The organism is Loktanella sp. M215 (genome assembly GCF_021735925.1).
Lineage (GTDB): Bacteria > Pseudomonadota > Alphaproteobacteria > Rhodobacterales > Rhodobacteraceae > Loktanella.
This window is the reverse complement of the sequence record NZ_WMEA01000001.1, coordinates 13664-29921: the sequence shown is the minus strand read 5'-3', so window position 1 is coordinate 29921 and position 16258 is coordinate 13664. Positions and strand designations below refer to the sequence as shown.

The 16258-nt window shown below is 68.2% G+C and carries 13 protein-coding genes and 1 riboswitch; of the genes, 4 read left to right on the top strand and 9 right to left on the bottom strand.

What is annotated here, in order from left to right; translation table 11 throughout:
- Positions 1–264 precede the first annotated feature (264 nt).
- Positions 265–4023: a cobaltochelatase subunit CobN gene (gene cobN, locus GLR48_RS00150; protein ID WP_237057633.1), complete on the bottom strand. Its 3759-nt coding sequence runs from the start codon at positions 4021–4023 to the stop codon at positions 265–267.
- A 65-nt stretch (positions 4024–4088) separates the two neighbouring features.
- Between cobN and GLR48_RS00145 the strand changes: the two genes are divergently transcribed.
- The gene (locus tag GLR48_RS00145) at positions 4089–4334 is read left to right on the top strand and encodes a hypothetical protein (protein WP_237064612.1); all 246 of its coding nucleotides are present in this window, start codon (positions 4089–4091) and stop codon (positions 4332–4334) included.
- A 5-nt stretch (positions 4335–4339) separates the two neighbouring features.
- On the opposite strand, the gene GLR48_RS00140 is transcribed toward GLR48_RS00145, so the two are convergent.
- The 3 genes from GLR48_RS00140 to GLR48_RS00130 form a co-directional block, all read right to left on the bottom strand.
- A complete protein-coding gene (locus tag GLR48_RS00140; protein WP_237057632.1) occupies positions 4340–4792 on the bottom strand; it encodes a GNAT family N-acetyltransferase in 453 nt (150 codons plus the stop codon).
- Positions 4789–5856 (bottom strand): cobalamin biosynthesis protein CobW, encoded by a 1068-nt coding sequence (gene cobW / locus GLR48_RS00135; protein WP_237057631.1) that lies wholly within the window; start codon positions 5854–5856, stop codon positions 4789–4791. The genes GLR48_RS00140 and cobW overlap by 4 nt, the downstream gene beginning before the upstream one ends.
- Positions 5857–5934: 78 nt before the next feature.
- Positions 5935–6603, bottom strand: coding sequence for an energy-coupling factor ABC transporter permease (locus GLR48_RS00130; RefSeq protein WP_237057630.1), 669 nt, complete (start codon positions 6601–6603; stop codon positions 5935–5937).
- Between the two features lie 35 nt (positions 6604–6638).
- Positions 6639–6875, bottom strand: a riboswitch (cobalamin riboswitch).
- Positions 6876–7061: 186 nt separating this feature from the next.
- On the opposite strand from GLR48_RS00130, the gene smc reads away from it, so the two are divergent.
- Positions 7062–10517 (top strand): chromosome segregation protein SMC, encoded by a 3456-nt coding sequence (smc, locus tag GLR48_RS00125; RefSeq protein ID WP_237057629.1) that lies wholly within the window; start codon positions 7062–7064, stop codon positions 10515–10517.
- Positions 10514–10906: a hypothetical protein gene (locus GLR48_RS00120; protein ID WP_237057628.1), complete on the top strand. Its 393-nt coding sequence runs from the start codon at positions 10514–10516 to the stop codon at positions 10904–10906. Before smc ends, GLR48_RS00120 begins: the two co-directional genes overlap by 4 nt.
- Positions 10907–11251: 345 nt before the next feature.
- Here the strand turns inward: GLR48_RS00120 and GLR48_RS00115 are convergent, their stop codons facing one another.
- From GLR48_RS00115 to GLR48_RS00100, 4 genes are read right to left on the bottom strand one after another with little or no spacing between them, the layout of a single operon-like run.
- Positions 11252–12406: a lytic murein transglycosylase gene (locus GLR48_RS00115; RefSeq protein WP_237057627.1), complete on the bottom strand. Its 1155-nt coding sequence runs from the start codon at positions 12404–12406 to the stop codon at positions 11252–11254.
- 50 nt (positions 12407–12456) lie between these two features.
- Positions 12457–13356 carry an adenosylcobinamide-phosphate synthase CbiB gene (gene cbiB / locus GLR48_RS00110; RefSeq protein WP_237057626.1) on the bottom strand — a complete coding sequence of 300 codons (900 nt, stop codon included), beginning with the start codon at positions 13354–13356 and terminating at the stop codon, positions 12457–12459.
- On the bottom strand, positions 13353–14288 hold the full coding sequence (locus tag GLR48_RS00105) for a threonine-phosphate decarboxylase (RefSeq protein WP_237057624.1): 936 nt from the start codon (positions 14286–14288) through the stop codon (positions 13353–13355). Before GLR48_RS00105 ends, cbiB begins: the two co-directional genes overlap by 4 nt.
- Positions 14285–14671 carry a DUF1636 family protein gene (locus GLR48_RS00100; RefSeq protein WP_237057622.1) on the bottom strand — a complete coding sequence of 129 codons (387 nt, stop codon included), beginning with the start codon at positions 14669–14671 and terminating at the stop codon, positions 14285–14287. Before GLR48_RS00100 ends, GLR48_RS00105 begins: the two co-directional genes overlap by 4 nt.
- Positions 14672–14817: 146 nt before the next feature.
- Here GLR48_RS00100 and GLR48_RS00095 point away from each other — a divergent pair, with 146 nt between their 5' ends.
- Entirely contained in the window at positions 14818–15234 is a 417-nt protein-coding gene (locus tag GLR48_RS00095; RefSeq protein WP_237057620.1) for a hypothetical protein, read from the top strand.
- Here the strand turns inward: GLR48_RS00095 and GLR48_RS00090 are convergent.
- Positions 15214–16200, bottom strand: a complete 987-nt coding sequence (locus tag GLR48_RS00090) for a glutathione S-transferase family protein (RefSeq protein ID WP_237057618.1) — start codon at positions 16198–16200, stop codon at positions 15214–15216. The genes GLR48_RS00095 and GLR48_RS00090 overlap by 21 nt on opposite strands.
- Between the last annotated feature and the right edge of the window lie 58 nt (positions 16201–16258).

The following is a 16258-nucleotide window of genomic DNA, read 5'->3' as shown; positions in this document are numbered from 1 at the left end:
TTTCGGCGGACGATAGCGGTATTACGGGAACAACTCACGCGGTATCGCATTGGATCACAACCGCGTCATACCCGAAAGTCACCGTCATGCGTATCTTCGTGCTCTGCCTGTTTGCCTGCTACCTCGGCACCGCCGCCCTCGCGACAGGCCTGTAATCGGCCGCGCCCTTCTTCTGGTCACAAATACTTCGGGGGAGCGGCCCTTGGGCCGCGGGGGCAGCGCCCCCATTTTCCGATTTTTCGTCGAAAAATCGGCCCCCGAGGGTCATAGCAATCCGCTGATCCGCGCCCGTGCGGCGTTGGATCGCGGGTGCCAGAGGTTGCGGTCGATCGCCTCCTGCAGGCGGGCGGCGATCTCGCGCAGGGCGGGTGCGTTGGCATCTGCGATGAAGCTGCGGGTCTCGTCGTCGGCCAGGATCGCCTCTTCGACCAGATCGAAGTGGTGGTTGCGCACGGCGCCTGTCGTGGCGGCAAAGGCAAAGAGGTAATCCACCGTCGCCGCGATCTCGAAGGCGCCCTTGTAGCCGTGGCGTTTGACGCCGGCGATCCACTTGGGGTTGACCACGCGCGACCGCACGACGCGGCCGATTTCGTCTTCCAGCGTGCGGATCACCGGGCGTTCGGGGCGGGAGTGGTCGTTGTGATAGACCGGGCGGTCCTGTCCTTGCAGGGTGGCGACGGCGGCGGCGGCACCGCCTTCGAACTGGTAGTAGTCGTCTGAATCGAGGATGTCGTGTTCGCGGTTGTCCTGATTCTGCACGATGGCCTCGGTCTGCGACAGGCGCTGGGTGAAGGCGGCGCGCGCCGCGTGCCCTGCCGCATCGGCGCCGTAGGCGTAGGATCCCCATGTCAGGTAGGCCTCGGCCAGATCGGCACGGTCTGACCAGAGGCGTTCGTCGATCATCGCCTGCAGGCCCGCGCCGTAGGCGCCGGGTTTGGAGCCAAACACGCGGGAGGCGTCCTCGCCCGCCCGTGCGCGGGCGGCGGCGGGGTTCAGGTCCGCGGGTTCGTCAAGGGCCTGCACGGCGCGGGCGGCCCCGTCGACAAGGGCGATCAACTGCGGAAAGGCGTCGCGGAAGAAGCCCGAGATGCGCAGGGTCACGTCCACGCGCGGCCGCCCGAGGGTGGAGGCGGGGATCACGGTGAACCCCGTCACCCGGCGGTTGGCGCTGTCCCAGGTTGGTTTCACCCCCATCAGCGCCAGCGCCTGTGCGATGTCGTCGCCCCCCGTGCGCATGTTCGCCGTGCCCCATGCGGTGATCAGCAGGCTGCGCGGCCAGTCGCCGTGGGTCTGCAGGTGGGTATCCAGCAGCAGGTTCGCGCTTTTCCAGCCCAGCGTCCAGGCGGTGGGCGTCGGCACGGCGCGGCTGTCGACGGAGTAGAAGTTCCGCCCGGTGGGGAGCGTGTCGAGGCGGCCCCGCGTCGGTGCGCCCGAAGGTCCCGGCGGGATCGCGCGGCCGTCAAGGGCGCGGAGCAGGTTTGCGCCCTCGTCCGGGCCGCAGGCGGCGATGGCGGGGCGGATGCGTGTCGCGATCTCTGCCAGGACGGGGGACGACGCTGTCGGGCTGACGCCCGAGGCGCCGTCCCAGGGGCTGCGCCCGTTCACACCTGAAACGCTCCCCCGGAGCGTTTCCGAGACGGTGTTCAACCCACCGTCCCGTAACAGCGTTTGTGCGTAGGCTTCCAGACGTTCGACGGTATCGCCATTGCTGCGCCAGCCTTGCGGGTCGCCCAAGGCTGCGGGTTTTTCAGCGGCGGGGGCGGCCATGTCGCAATCCAGCGGATCGAGGGTCAGGCCGAAGTCCAGCGCCAGTGCGCGCAACAGCGAGGCGTTCGCGCCGGTGCCGTCGCCGCGCGGCACGCGGGCGAGGGCGATGGCGAGGTCGATTTCCTGCTGGCCCGTGGGGCTTTGCCCGAAGATGTGCAGGCCGTCTCGGATCTGCGCCTCTTTCAGCTCGCAGAGGTAGGCGTCGAGTTTGGCAAGGTCGGTGTCGTCCCCCGCAAGGCCCGCGTCCTGTGCGAGGCCCGTCGTGTCCGACAGGGACAGGATCTGGTCGCGCAGCAGGGTCAGGCGGCGGGGGTCGAGGCCTGCGGCCTCGTAGTATTCGTCCACCAGCGCCTCGAGGTCGCGCATCGGGCCGTAGCTTTCGGCGCGGGTGAGCGGCGGGGTCAAGTGGTCGACGATGACGGCAGAGGTGCGACGCTTGGCCTGAGTGCCTTCACCGGGGTCGTTCACGATGAAAGGGTAGATATGGGGCATCGGGCCGAGGGCGACTTCGGGCCAGCAGGTGTCGGACAGGGCCAGCGCCTTGCCGGGCAGCCATTCGAGGTTGCCGTGCTTGCCCATGTGAATGACCGCGTGGGCGCCCCAATGGTGGCGGATCCAGAAATAGAAGGCGAGGTAGTTGTGCGGCGGGACGAGGTCGGGGGAATGGTAGGTCTGGCCCGGGTCGATGTTGTAACCGCGCGCCGGTTGCAGGGCGACGATGGCGTTGCCAAAGCGGTGGATGGACAGCTTGAAGCCGTGGGATGCCTCCGGCGGGAGTATTTCGGAAAAAGCGAGGAACGGATCGTCCTCGGGGTCGCCCCAGCGTGTGGTGATCTGATTTTTGACGTCCCAAGGGAGAGTCTCGAAGTGCTGCCTGTAGATGTCGAGGGGGAGGACCTCTCCGCCCGCCGTGTCCGTGCGGTCGGTGAGCCAGTTCGTGGGGCCGGCCATCAGGGTGTCCATCAGGGTCTGCGCGTCCGAAGGTGGCGTGGTGGTGTAGCCTGCCTTCGCCAGCAGGTTCAGGGTGTGGACGGTTGCGGCGGGGGTGTCGAGGCCGACGCCGTTGGCGAGGCGGCCGTCCTTGTTGGGATAGTTGGCGAGGATCAGGGCCACCTTGCGGTCAGGTGGCGCCGTGCGGCGCAGCCTTGTCCAGTTCACCATCAGGGCGGTTACGAAGTCGATGCGGTCGCCCATCGCCTGATAGGTCGTGATGGCGCATTCGGTGGCTTCGTCGAAGTAGGATGCCCCCTTGAAGCTGACGGCGCGGGTCAGGATGCGGCCGTCGACCTCTGGCAGGGCGACGTTCATCGCGATGTCGCGGGCGGAGAGGCCCTGAGGGGACGCGGCCCACGCCTCCTCTGACCCGCCCGACAGGACGATCTGGAACACGGGGGCGTCGTTGGCGATTAGCGGATTTGCGGGGCTGTCGTCGCCGTCGTGGGGGCTGCCGACGGCAAAGGCGGTGGCGTTCAGGATTGCGTCGGGCGGCGCCTGCCGGAAGAGTTCGCCCAAGGTCGCGACCGACAGCGGGTCCTTGAGCGAGGCCACGAAGATCGGCAGCGGGTTCAGGCCCGACCGCGACAGGGACCGCACGAGGCGGTTGATGGGGGCAAGCCCGCCGCCCTGCACCAGCGCGCGGTAGAAGACGATGGGCACGATGGGCGCGTCCTGGGTCCATGTCGCCTGCGCCGTGGCGAGGTCCGCGAGCCCCGTGCCGGGCCAGTAGACGCCCGCCCGCAGCAGGGGACTGGCGCCTGCGGGGCGGTCGGTGTCGTCCACGATGGCGCGCGCGCAAGCAAGGAAGCGGACGGTGTTCGGCGGCCCGCCTTCGACCAGATAGGACCAGAGCGCGTCGTAGTCCGCGTCCGTCACCGTGGACAGCCCGCGCAGGTCCGGGTCGTCGCGGTCGTCGCCGGGCAGGAAGGCCACCGGCACGCCCGCAGCGCGCAGACGGGCGGCGTATTGCGTGACGCCATACGTCCAGTAACCCACGCCGCCCAGCACGCGGGCGATGACCAGACGGGATTTTTCGGCGCAGGCGTCGAGGTGCATGTCCACCGACACCGGGTGTTGCAGATGCATCAGGTTCAGCAGCCGCAGGGAGGGGGCATCGTCCATCGCCGCCCGCGCCTCTGACAATGCTGCAAGTTCCGTGTCGGCGGCGCTGATGAAGACGACGTCGGCGGGCGTCTGGCCCGGATCGACCGGGTCTGACCCGTCGGACATCGTCACGGCGCTAGCGGCGAGCAGGTGCATCAGGCTTGACCTTTCCTGTGATTGGCCCACATGGGGGTGTCACACCACGCGAGGGGATCGCACCCATGGACTACGGCAAATCGGGAGTACCGCAGATGGCGAAAAAAGGCCCGAAGCATAACGAACACAACCAGTACGGCAGCGACAAGACGCCCTTCGGCTCTCGTCCTTCCAAAGAAGAGCTGTTGGCGCGCATGAAGAAGAGCCAGGGCAAGACCGATCTGGACAAGCCCAGCGACCCGGCCGACGACTTTGCCACCGACGAGGCGAAGGGCAAGGCGATCCGCGGCAAGGAAGACCTGCCCGACTGAGGCGGTCACAACCGCTTTTCCATGAAGACCGAATGGGGCCCCTCGACGTAATCGCCGAAGGGGCCGCAGTCCGTGAAGCCGTGCCGCCGGTAAAGCCGGTGTGCGGGATAAAGGTCGTCGCCGGTTTCCAGCCGCATCAGCGGCAGGTTCTGGGCACGGGCCTCGTCCTCCAGCGTCTGCATCAGGGCCGCACCGGTGCCGGTGCCGCGGGCGTCTGGGTGGACGAACATCGACTTGACCTCGCCGTAGGTGCCCTTGTTGGATAGGGCGGCGCAGCCCATTGCCGCACCGTCACGCGCTGCGATGAAGAAGCGGACGTGAGGTTCCGCCAGCTGGTCCGGGTTCAGGGCAAAGCTGAACTCTGGCGGGTAAAGCGACAGCAGATAGGCGTGGCTGGCGTTCAGCAGCGCCAGACCTTCTGCCGACCGTGGATCGGCCAGTGCCACGGTGATCGTCATGCCTGCAGGGCGGCCGTGATGGCCGCGCGGTCGAGGCCCGCTTCTCCGATCACCACGAGGCGCGCGCCGCGCGGGGTCTGGCCCAGCGGCTGATCGAAGTAGTGATCGACGCGCGGACCGACCGCCTGCACCGTCAGGCGCATCGGCTTGCCCGCGACAGAGGCGAAACCCTTCAGCCGCAGGATATCGTGGGTGCGGATGACGTCCGCCAGTTGCGTGGCAAAGGCTGCGGGATCGGTGATCTCGTCGCGCTGCACGACGAAGGATTCGAATTCGTCGTGGCCGTGGTCATGGTGGTCGTCGTCGTGGTGGTCGTCATCCTCATCGTCGTGATGGTGGTGATGATGGACCTCGTGGCGGGCCTCCAGATCGGCTTCGGCGCCGATGCCTTGCCCCAGCAGCACGTCGACGGGCAGTGCGCCCATGGCGGTGCGCACGACCTGCACGCCGGGGCGTGCCTCTGATTTCAGGCGGTCTGACAGGTCAGAGGCCGCCTTGGGGTCCATCAGGTCGGTCTTGTTGATGACGATCATGTCGGCGCAGGCGATCTGATCCTCGAAGAGTTCCGACAGGGGCGTTTCGTGGTCGAGGCCATCGTCGGCGGCGCGCTGGGCGTCCACGGCGGCGACGTCATGGGCGAACCGCCCTTCGGTCACGGCCACGCCGTCCACCACGGTCACGACGCTGTCGACGGTGACGCGGGTGGCAAGACCCGGCCAGTTGAAGGCGCGCACCAGCGGCTGCGGCAGGGCGAGGCCTGAGGTCTCGATCACGATGTGGTCGGGGGGCGGCGTGCGGGCCAGCAGCGCCTCCATCGTGGGGATGAAATCGTCGGCCACGGTGCAGCAGATGCAGCCGTTGGACAGTTCCACGATGTCGTCAGCGGCGCAGACGTCGCTGTCGCAGCCTTTCAGGATGTCACCGTCGACGCCGAGGTCGCCGAATTCGTTGATAATAAGCGCGATGCGCTTGCCTTTGGCATTCTGCAGCATGTGGCGGATCAGGGTGGTCTTGCCGGCGCCGAGGAAGCCGGTGACGACGGTGGCGGGAATTTTGGCGGCCATTGGAAAACTCGTTCTGTCAAAGGGATGCGGGCCGAAACCTTTCGGCTTCGGCCCGTCTTGTGTCATGCCGTCAGGCGATCAGCCGTAGACGCGGGCGTCCAGCAGGGGCGAGCCTTTGGCGGACAGGCGCTTGGCCACGGCCAGCACGGCCAGATCGACCAGCGGTTCCAGCAGGACGACGGTCATGTAGGCGGCCCCGAAGGTGCCCAGCGATGCCAGCGTGGCGACGCTGGCGCCCTGACCCCAGACCACCCAGAAGGCGACCCAGGCGACGACGCCGGCCTGATAGGTCACCGACAGTTTCAGCGCCTGCGCGTAGGTCAGGTCGACGTAGGCCGTGCCGCGGGCGACGACCATTTTTGTCACGCCATGCAGCGCCAGGAGCGGGACCAGCAGCGTGGTCACGTTCATGCCGTATTGCGGCAGATCGAAGGGCGACATCAGCAGCCCCTGCAGCAGCAGCCCCAGCGCCAGTCCCACGGCAGCCGGCGCGGTGCCCAGCATCAGCAGCAGGGTGGACCCGAGGATCAGGTGAACCTCCGACGGGCCGACGGCCAGATGCGGCAGCAGTTCGAAGAACACGAAGGTCGCGGCGGTCGCCATGGCCGACCGCGCGATCAGCGAGGCCGCGCCGCGCTGCACGAGGTTGTCCCAGACCAGCTTGGCCGAGACGGTGGCGGCACCGGCAGCGGTCACGCTGCCAAGGGCCAGTTTTGCGCCGGTGACGACGCCAGGTTCGATATGCATTTCAGTCTCCTGTACCCCGTCACACCCGACGGGCCTTGGTTTCATCATGCAGGGCCGGTCTCCTGGCTTGCGGCTCGTGCACGCGACGTCGCCTTCCCGGTTGCCCAATTACTTGGTGTCCCAGTGGCTTCTTGACGTCACGCTCACCGCTTACAGTCGCGGGGGCGGCTGTGGCATGGGGCCTTCCGGTCGGAATCGGCCCGTTCCACATTCCCAGTTTCATCCCCGGCGCTTTGCGCCTTGTGTGGGGAACCTTGCATCACCTTTCTGCGCCCCGGGGCCAGCCCGCGTCAAGCCTGCTGTGCGGCAAATCCCGCTGGGGACCGGCCCACCAGAGGGGTCAACATCTTGTGGATAACCGCCGAAAGCGGCGCAGATGCGGTAGGGCGCCGTTGACTTGGGTCTGCCCCCTCCGGCATCCTTGGCCTTCAAGGGAATCACCGGATCATTCAGCTTTCATGCGTTTCACCCGACTGCGCCTCAATGGTTTCAAAAGCTTCGTCGATCCCACGGACCTCGTGATCGCCGACGGGCTGACCGGCGTCGTGGGTCCCAACGGCTGCGGCAAGTCCAACCTGCTGGAGGCGCTGCGCTGGGTCATGGGCGAAAACCGCCCCACCGCGATGCGCGGCGGCGGGATGGAGGACGTGATCTTCGCCGGCACCGCGACCCGCCCCGCCCGCAACTTTGCCGAAGTCGCGCTGATCATCGACAATGGCGAACGGCTGGCACCCGCCGCCTTCAACGACAGTGACAGCCTCGATATCACGCGCCGCATCACCCGCGACGCAGGCAGCGCCTACAAGGTCGGCACCAAGGACGTGCGCGCGCGCGACGTGCAGATGCTCTTCGCCGATGCCTCCACCGGGGCCCATTCGCCCGCATTGGTGCGGCAAGGCCAGATCAGCGAGCTTATCAACGCCAAACCCACGAACCGCCGCCGGATTCTGGAAGAGGCCGCCGGGATCAGCGGCCTCTACCAGCGCCGCCACGAGGCGGAGTTGAAACTGCGCGGCGCCGAACAGAACCTTGCCCGCGTCGACGATGTGGTGGGGCAACTCGCGGCGCAACTGGGCACGCTCGCCCGGCAGGCCCGTCAGGCCGCCCGCTACCGCGAGATCGGCAATGCGTTGCGCCATGCGGAGGGGCTGCTGCTGTATCGTCGCTGGTTCGACGCCGACGCGGCGCTGACATTGGCAGAGGCCGAGGTGCGCACCCGCACCCTCGCCGCCGTGCAGGCCGAGCGTGCGGCGCAAGAGGCCAATGCGCGGCGCGGCGCCGCTGACGAGGCGCTGCCGCCCCTGCGTGAGGAGGATGCAATTGCGGCCGCCGTGGTGCAGCGCCTGATGGTGCAGCGCGACCAGCTGGCCGACCGCGAGGCGCAGGCCGCCGCCGCCATCGCCACCCTGACCCGGCGCATCGAACAGCTGACCCGCGACATCGCCCGCGAAACCAGCCTGAACGCCGATGCCGAAGAAACGATCGCCCGCCTGACCCTTGAAGCGGAAGAGATCGCCGCGGCCAGCATCGGTCATGCCGAGGCCCTTGACGCCGCACAGGACGCCAGCGCTGAGGCTGCCGAGGTGCTGGCGCAGCGCGAACAGGATCTGGACCAGCTGACCGAGGATGTGGCCCGCCTGTCCGCCCGCCACCAGTCCGCGCAGCGCCTGCTGGACGACAGCCACAAGACCGTCACCCGCGCCGAGGCCGAAGCCGACCGCGCCCGCAGTGCGATGGCCACCGCCAGGGCTGCGCGTGATGCGGCCGACGCAGCCTTTGCTGCCGCGTCCGAGGCCGAAGAGATCGCCACCGCCACCGCCCAGAACGCCGAAGAGACCCTGCTGGAGACCGAAGCCGCCCGCGCCGCGACCCAAAGCCGCGAAAGCGACGCCCGCGCCCTGCGATCCGCCGCCGAGGGCGAGGCGAACGCCCTGCGGGCCGAGGTCGCGGCGCTGTCGCGCCTTGTGGACCGGGACGCGGGCGAGGGCGGTCAGGTGCTCGATCTGCTGCGTGTCGCGCGGGGGTATGAGGCCGCTTTGGGTGCGGCTCTGGCCGACGACCTCAAGGCGCCTGCCGTCAGCGCCGCCGATCCCTCTGGCTGGGTGACGCTGCCCGGCTACGACGCACCGCAAGCCCTGCCGGCCGGGGTGCAGCCCCTGTCCGACGTGGTCGAGGCGCCTGCCGTTCTGGCGCGGCGGATCACGCAGGTCGGGCTAGTGGATGCGGCCGATGGTGCACGGTTGCAGGGTGATCTGCTGCCGGGCCAGCGCCTTGTGTCGCAGGCGGGCGATCTGTGGCGCTGGGACGGGTTCCGCGCGGGGGCCGAGGATGCCCCTTCTGCCGCCGCCCTGCGCCTGCAACAGTTGAACCGCCTTGCCGATCTGCGTGCCGATCTGGCACAGGCAGAGGCCGCCGCATCAGAGGCTATCGCCGCCCACGAGACGCTGACCGCCCGCCTGTCGGCCCTGACGGAGGCGGACCAGACCGCGCGCCACGCCCGCCGCGACGCCGATGCCCGCGTGGCCGAGGCGCACCGCGCCGCCAGCCGCGCCGAGGCGGAACGCAACCTTGCGGACGGACGCGTCGAATCGCTGGAACTGGCCGTCGCGCGACACGCTGAAGAAGCCGCAAGCGCCCGCGCGCAGCTGTCACAGGCGCAGGCGGCGCAGGCGGACCTGCCCGACCTCGAAGCTGCCCGCGCCGGTGCCAGTGACATCCGCATGACGGTCGAGGCGGCGCGGATGACCATGCTCGCCCGCCGCGCCGGGGCCGACGATCTGCGCCGCACCGGAGAGGCGCGCCAGAAACGCAGTCAGGAGATTGCCAAGGATCTGGCCGGCTGGCGCAACCGGCTGGAGACGGCGACCCAGCGCAGCACCGAACTGCTGGCCCGCAAGGCGGCGTCCGAGGACGAACTGGCCGAAGCCTCTGCCGTGCCCGACCAGCTGGCCGAGACGCGCGCGGCGTTGGCCGACAGCATCGCCACCGCCGAGGACCGTCGCGCCGCCGCCATGGAGGCGCTGTCAGTCGCAGAGACCGCCTTGCGCGATGCGACGCTGGCGGAGCGCGACGCGGAACGTGCGGCCTCTGACGCGCGCGAGGCGCGGGCGCGGTCCGACGCGATGGGCGACGCCGCCCGCGAAACCACCGCCGCCGCCGTGGCGCGGATGATGGAAGAGCGCGATCTGGCGCCGGCCGCCCTGTTCGCCGAACTGGGCATCGCGATCGCCGACCTGCCGGCCGCCGACCGGATCGAGGGCGATCTGGCCGGTCACCGGCGCCAGCGCGACGCGCTGGGTGCGGTGAACCTGCGGGCCGAGGACGATGCTCTGGAGGTCCAGACAGAGCACGACGAGCTGGTGCGCGAAAAGGCCGATCTGGAAGCCGCCATTGCGGCGCTGCGGTCGGGAATCGCAGGTCTGAACAAGGAGGGCCGGGAGCGTCTGCTGACCGCTTTCGAACAGGTGAATGCCTCGTTCGGGACGTTGTTCCGCAGCCTCTTCGGTGGCGGCGAGGCGCGGCTGGAACTGGTCGAAAGCGACGATCCGCTGGAGGCCGGTCTGGAGATCATGTGCCAGCCGCCGGGCAAGAAGCTGAGCACGCTGAGCCTTTTGTCGGGCGGCGAGCAGACGCTGACGGCGATGGCGCTGATCTTTGCGGTCTTCCTTGCCAACCCCGCGCCGATCTGTGTGCTGGACGAGGTCGATGCGCCGCTGGACGATGCCAACGTCACCCGCTTCTGCGACCTGCTGGACGAGATGACCCGGCGCACCGACACGCGGTTCCTGATCATCACCCACCACGCCGTTACAATGAGCCGGATGGACCGGCTGTTCGGCGTGACGATGGGGGAACAGGGGGTCAGCCAGCTGGTGTCCGTCGATCTGAAGAAGGCGGAGGCGATGGTCGCGTGAAGGACCTGACCGGGCGCTGGATCGGGCGCTACGACTATGCCAGCCGCGTCATGCCCGCCGTGGCTTTCGAGGTGGAGCTGGTGGAGGACGGCGGCGATCTGACGGGCATGATCACCGAGGCCAACGGGTTTCGCAGCGACAAGGGCGCGACCTTGCGGGCGCGGCTGATCGGGGGGCGCAACGGGGCGGAGGTGAAGTTCGCCAAGTATTACATCGGCTTCGATCAGGATGACGATCCGCATTACGCCGGCACGGTGAACGACGCGCTGACGCGGATCACGGGGCTGTGGCATTTCCCGACCGTGGGGGGTGCGGGCGGGCGGTTCGTGATGACGCGGGAGCGGGTGCAGGTCGCGGTCCGGGCGCGGCGCATGGTGGCGGTGCGCTGACGCCGTACGGCGCTGTTGGGCGCAGGCGCCCAAGGCGCCCCGCCCGCCGTCCCATTACATGACAAAAGTCAAATGTTTCGCGTGCGATACATATTATGTAAAATCAATTGGTTGTAGTCATTATTTGTTAAGGATTTGGCGGGCGGCGGAGGCCTTCAACGGACGTTTGCCGTGCCGGGTAAATGAGGATCGGTGCGGCAGGTCGGCTGCGTTGATTTTGATGAAAAGCTGGTCGGGCAGAGGGATGACACGCGCGGGGATCGGGGCGTGGCCGAGGGGACCGGGACCTCGCGGCCAGTGCAGGCTTTTGACATGAACATGGGGCTGACGGGCCATGCGGGCGGGTCAGAGGCGGGCGAGCAGGTCCGCCGTGGGCCAGGCGTCGGCGGGCAGGCCGAGGCGTTGCTGTTCGGTTTGCACGGCCTCGCGCGTCTTTTCGCCCAGGATTCCGTCGCTGCCGCCGACGTCGTGGCCCAATGCCACAAGCTTGTCCTGCAGGGCGATCATCTGGTCGCCGGACAGGCCGGGATCGGCGTTGCCGGCATCAAAGATCGGGGCGCCCGCAAGGCGGGTCGCGAAGTAGGCGGCGGTCGTGACGTAGGTCATCGACTGGTTCCATTCGAAATAGACCGCGAAGTTGGGGTAGGCCATGAAAGCCGGGCCGTTGCGGCCCATCGGCAGCAGGACCGCGCCGTCGAGGTCAGCGAGGTCGCCGGTCTTGGCGGTGACGCCAAGGGCGGCCCAGTCGGCGGCGGGGGCGGGGTGGTTCAGGCCGGTGCGGGACCAGTCGAGGGTCGCGGGGACAGTGATTTCCTGCAGGGCTGGTTCATTTGCGCGCCAGCCCAGTGACGCCAGCAGGGCTGCGCCCGACATCAGCGCGTCGGGGGCGGAGGTTTTCAGGCTGATGTGGCCGTCGCCGTCGCCGTCGGTGCCGTGGGCGATGATGTCGCGGGGCAGCATCTGGACCTGACCGATCTCTCCGGCCCAGGCGCCCGTCGTGTCGAGGTCGAAATCACCGCGCGCGTAAAGCTGCATGGCGGCGAGGAGTTCGGGGCGGAAGAGCTCTGGCCTGCGGCAGTCGTGGGCGAGGGTGAAGAGCGCGTTGCGGGTGCTGAAATCGCCCTGGATCGCGCCGTAGTCCGTCTCGAACGCCCAGAAGGCGAGCAGGACGCCGCGGGGGATGCCGTATTGGTCTTCGATCCGGGTGAAGGTGTCGTCATAGCGGGCGGACATGGCCTGCCCGTTCTCGATCCGGGCGGCGCTGATCAGGCGGCGCGCGAAGGTGACGAAATCGAGCTGGAAGACGCCCTGCGCCTGATCCGCGCGCAGCACGGCGGGGTCGATCTGCGCATCCGCGAGGAAGGCGCGCGCGGTGGCGGCGGGGATGCCCATGGCGGTGGCCTCGGCCTGCAACCCGGCCTTGAAGTCTGGCAGCGAGGCGCCGCAGTCCTGTGCGGCGAGCGGCGTGGCGAGGGTCAGGGCGAGGGCGGTGAGGCGCATGGGGTCGGTCCTTGTCGGTTCGGCGCTACCTTGCCAGACCGGGGCGCAGATTAGAACAGCGTCAGGATCACGGCCGCGAGAAGGGCCAGCGCCCATGTGCGCCACAGCACCGCGCAGGCGTTGTCGATGTCGGCGGGACCGATGGCGTGGCGACCGTGGGCGTTCACGAAGGGATAGTCGCGGCGCGCGCCGTCGTAGGTGCGCGGGCCGGAGAGGGCGATGCCGAGGACCTGCGCCATCGCCGCCTCTGGCCAGCCGGCGTTGGGCGAGCGGTGGCGCGGTGCCTCTGCCATGATCGCGGGGAGGGCTGCGCGTTTGGGGGCCGTGGCCCAGATCAGCAGGGCGGTCAGGCGGGCGGGGATCAGGTTCAGCAGGTCGTCGAAACGGGCGGCGGCCCAACCGAAGTCTGCGTATTTTTCAGTGCGGTAGCCGATCATCGAATCGGCAGTATTGGTGATCTTGTAGAGCAGCAGACCCGGCAGGCCGCCGATGGCGAACCAGAAAGCGGGGGCGATGACGCCGTCGGAGAGATTCTCGGCCGCGGATTCGATGGCGGCACGACTGATGGCGGGGGCGTCGAGCGACTTCGTTTCCCGACCGACGATCTGGGCGACGGCTGTACGGCCTGCGGGCAGGGACTGGCGCAGGGCCACGGCGACAAGACGGACGTGGTCGACGAGGCTGCGCTGGGCCAGCAGGATGGCCAGCACCACGACGTCGACGATGCGGCCGGGGAACGCGGCCAGCGCCAGCCCTAAAGCTATAAAGCCCAGGCAGAGCAGCGCGAAGGCGACGATGCCCTTGGTGCGGCGGTTGCGGCCGTGGTTGGTGCGGGTGTCGATAAAGCTGACGCAGCGGCCCATCAGGACGGCGGGGTGCGGCAGGCGCGACCAGAGCCAGCGCGGTTCGCCCAACAGGGAGTCCAGCAGCAGGCCAAGGATCAGCGTCAAAATGCGGCGTCCACCTGCGCCCAGCGGTCGGGCGGCGGCAGGCCGAGGCGCAGCCAGTCGGTGGCGTAGGGGAAGACCCTGCTCCAGATGCGGTGCCGGGCGAGGTGGGCTTGGGCGGCGGCGGCGTCCTCGACCTGATAGAGGCGAAAGAGCGTCGTGCCGCCCTTGATCAGCGCGCCCTGTGCCGTCAGCAGCGCGTCGAGGCGCTGGGCGTCGGCGGCGAGTCTGTCGCAGGTCTCGTCCGCCCAGAGGGGATCGGCCAGCGCCTCTGCCCCGATGGCGAGCGCCGGGCCGGAGACGGGCCAGGGGCCCAGTGCCTCGGCCAGATCGGCGATGATCGCGGGGTCGCCGATGGCGAAGCCCAGCCGCAGACCCGCGAGGCCCCAGAACTTGCCAAAGGATTTCAACACGATAGTGCCGGGACGCGCGGCCAGGCGGATCAGGGACGCGGCGGGCATCACGTCGCAGAAGCTTTCGTCGATGATGGTCAGTGGCGACTTCAGCAGATTGGGGTTCCACGTCAGGCCGTCGGGATTGTTGGGGTGAACCGCGACGATTGCGTCGTACGTGCGGCCATCGACTGTCCAGCCGGCGGCGCGAAAGGCCGCGGCATGTTCGTTGTAGGTCGGACCTGGGATCGCGACGCGCCCCGGCGGCCGTAGGCGTGGCAATTGGGCGATAGCGGCGGATGCGCCGGGCACGGCAAGGACGGCGGCCTCGGCGGGGACGTTCCAGAAGGCGCGGGCGCGCTGGATCAGGATCGTCATGGCATCGTGGTCGGGCAGGGCGGTCCAGGCGGTCGCGGGCAGGGTCGGCATCGGGTAGGGCACCGGGTTGATGCCGGTGGACAGGTCCAGCCAGTCGGCCCGCTTGCCGCCCCAGGTCGCGATGGCCGCGTCAAGGCCGCCGCCGTGATCGCGGGGCGGCGTCATGCGGTGTCACCTGCGGCGTCGGGCAGCGGCGGATGGCGCGTGACGAAGTGGCCCTTGATCGCCTGTGGCCATGTCCGGTAGGGCACCTGCCCGGTGGCGGACTCCGCATGGAGCGCGGCGTAGGTCACGATGCCTGCGGCGGCGTCTTCCACGGGTTCAAAGCTGCCGAGGGTATAGGACAGCTTGCCGTGGGCCTGCACGGTCACGTTGCATCCCGTCTTGCAGCCCATCAGGCAGGCGACGCGGCGGGTGCGCAGGCCTGCGACACCCGTGGCCGCAGTTTCGATCAGCGCGGCGAGGGTTTCGCCGTCGGTGACGGTCGCACCGGACTGGTCCCAGCCATCGCGCTTGCACGTGTCGCAGATGGTGATCCATGTGGTCATCGCAGAACGCCTTTTTGCCGGTATTCTACAGGTTCAACCGGATTTCGCGGCGCGACACAAGTCGCAGGACGGCAGTAAACTGCCCGTAACCCGGAGGCATTGCATTTTTGCTGTTGTGCGGGGGCGAAACCGCCTAGCTCTGGCACATGGTAGATCAGACTCACTCTTTTCCGGGACCGGCGCCCCTCCGGGTGCTGATCGTGCAAAGCAATGCCGATCTGGGCGCGCTCTGGTCCGGGCATCTGGAACGGCAGGGGGCCGGGGTGACGCTGGCCCTGACGGCGGACGACGCGCTGAAGGCGCTGCTGCGGGTGAATTTTCACGCCATCATCCTCGACATGGTGCTGTCCGACGGCAACGCGCTGATCGTGGCCGACATCGCGGCCTTTCGGCAGCCGGAGGCGAATGTCATCTGCGTGACGGACAGCACCTTCTTTTCGGACGGGTCGATCTTTGCCCACAGTGCCACGGCTCGGCTGATGCTGCGCCGCGAGACGCCGCCAGAGGAACTGGCGGCGATCGTGTCGCATTACGGCGCGCAGTCAGCCGCGACCGTGCGGTAGGGCAAAGTCCGGCCAGGGATTGATCGGGATGATCCGGTGCGGGTTCACCGTCTCGTGGCTGTAGTGATAGTGCCGCACGATGTGATCCATGTTCACCGTATCCGCCATCGGCCCGTCCGGCGTCTGCCACTGGTAAAGCTCTCGGGTGAAACCCCAGAGCGCCGGATAGTCGCGGATGAAGGCCCGGTTGCATTTGAAGTGCGTGTGATAGACGTTGTCGAACCGCATCAGCGTGGTCCACAGGCGCCAGTCGGCCTCGGTGATGCGGTCACCCGTCAGGTAGCGGTTGGCGCAGAGGATCCCTTCGAGCCAGTCGAGGCTGTCGAAAAGGGGCACCACGGCGTCGTCATAGGCCTGTTGCGACGTGGCAAAGCCCGCCTTGTAGACCCCGTTGTTCACCGTGTGATAGACGCGGTCGTTCACCGGGGCGATGGCGTCGCGCAGGTCCGCGGGCCAGTAGTCGTCGGTGTTGCCGGTCAGGTCGTCGAAGGCGCTGTTGAACATGCGGATGATCTCGGAGGATTCGTTGGACACGATGCGACCGCTTGCCGTGTCCCACAGCAACGGCACGGTGACATGGCCGGTCATGTCGGGCGTATCCTTCAGATAGACCTGCCGCAGGTAATCGAGGCCGAAGAGCGCGTCCCCCGTCGCACCGGGATAGTCCGGGCTGAGCGTCCAGCCTTCGGACAGCATCTCTGGATGCACGACCGAGACGCCGATGTGGTCGGTCAGCCCCTTGAGCTTGCGAAGGGCCAGTGCGCGGTGCGCCCAGGGGCAGGCGTAGCTGACATACATGTGGTAGCGGCCGGATTCAGCCTTGAAACCCGCGTCGCCAGACGGCCCGGCGCTGCCATCGGGGGTGATCCAGTTGCGAAAGCTTGCCTCGTCCCGTTTGAACGAGCCGCCGTTTTCATCGGTGTCATACCACTTGTCTTGCCATTTCCCGTCGACCAGCAGGCCCATCGTACATTCCTCCGTTGATTGACCCAGACCCTAGGCCATCCGCCGCCGGGGCTAAACC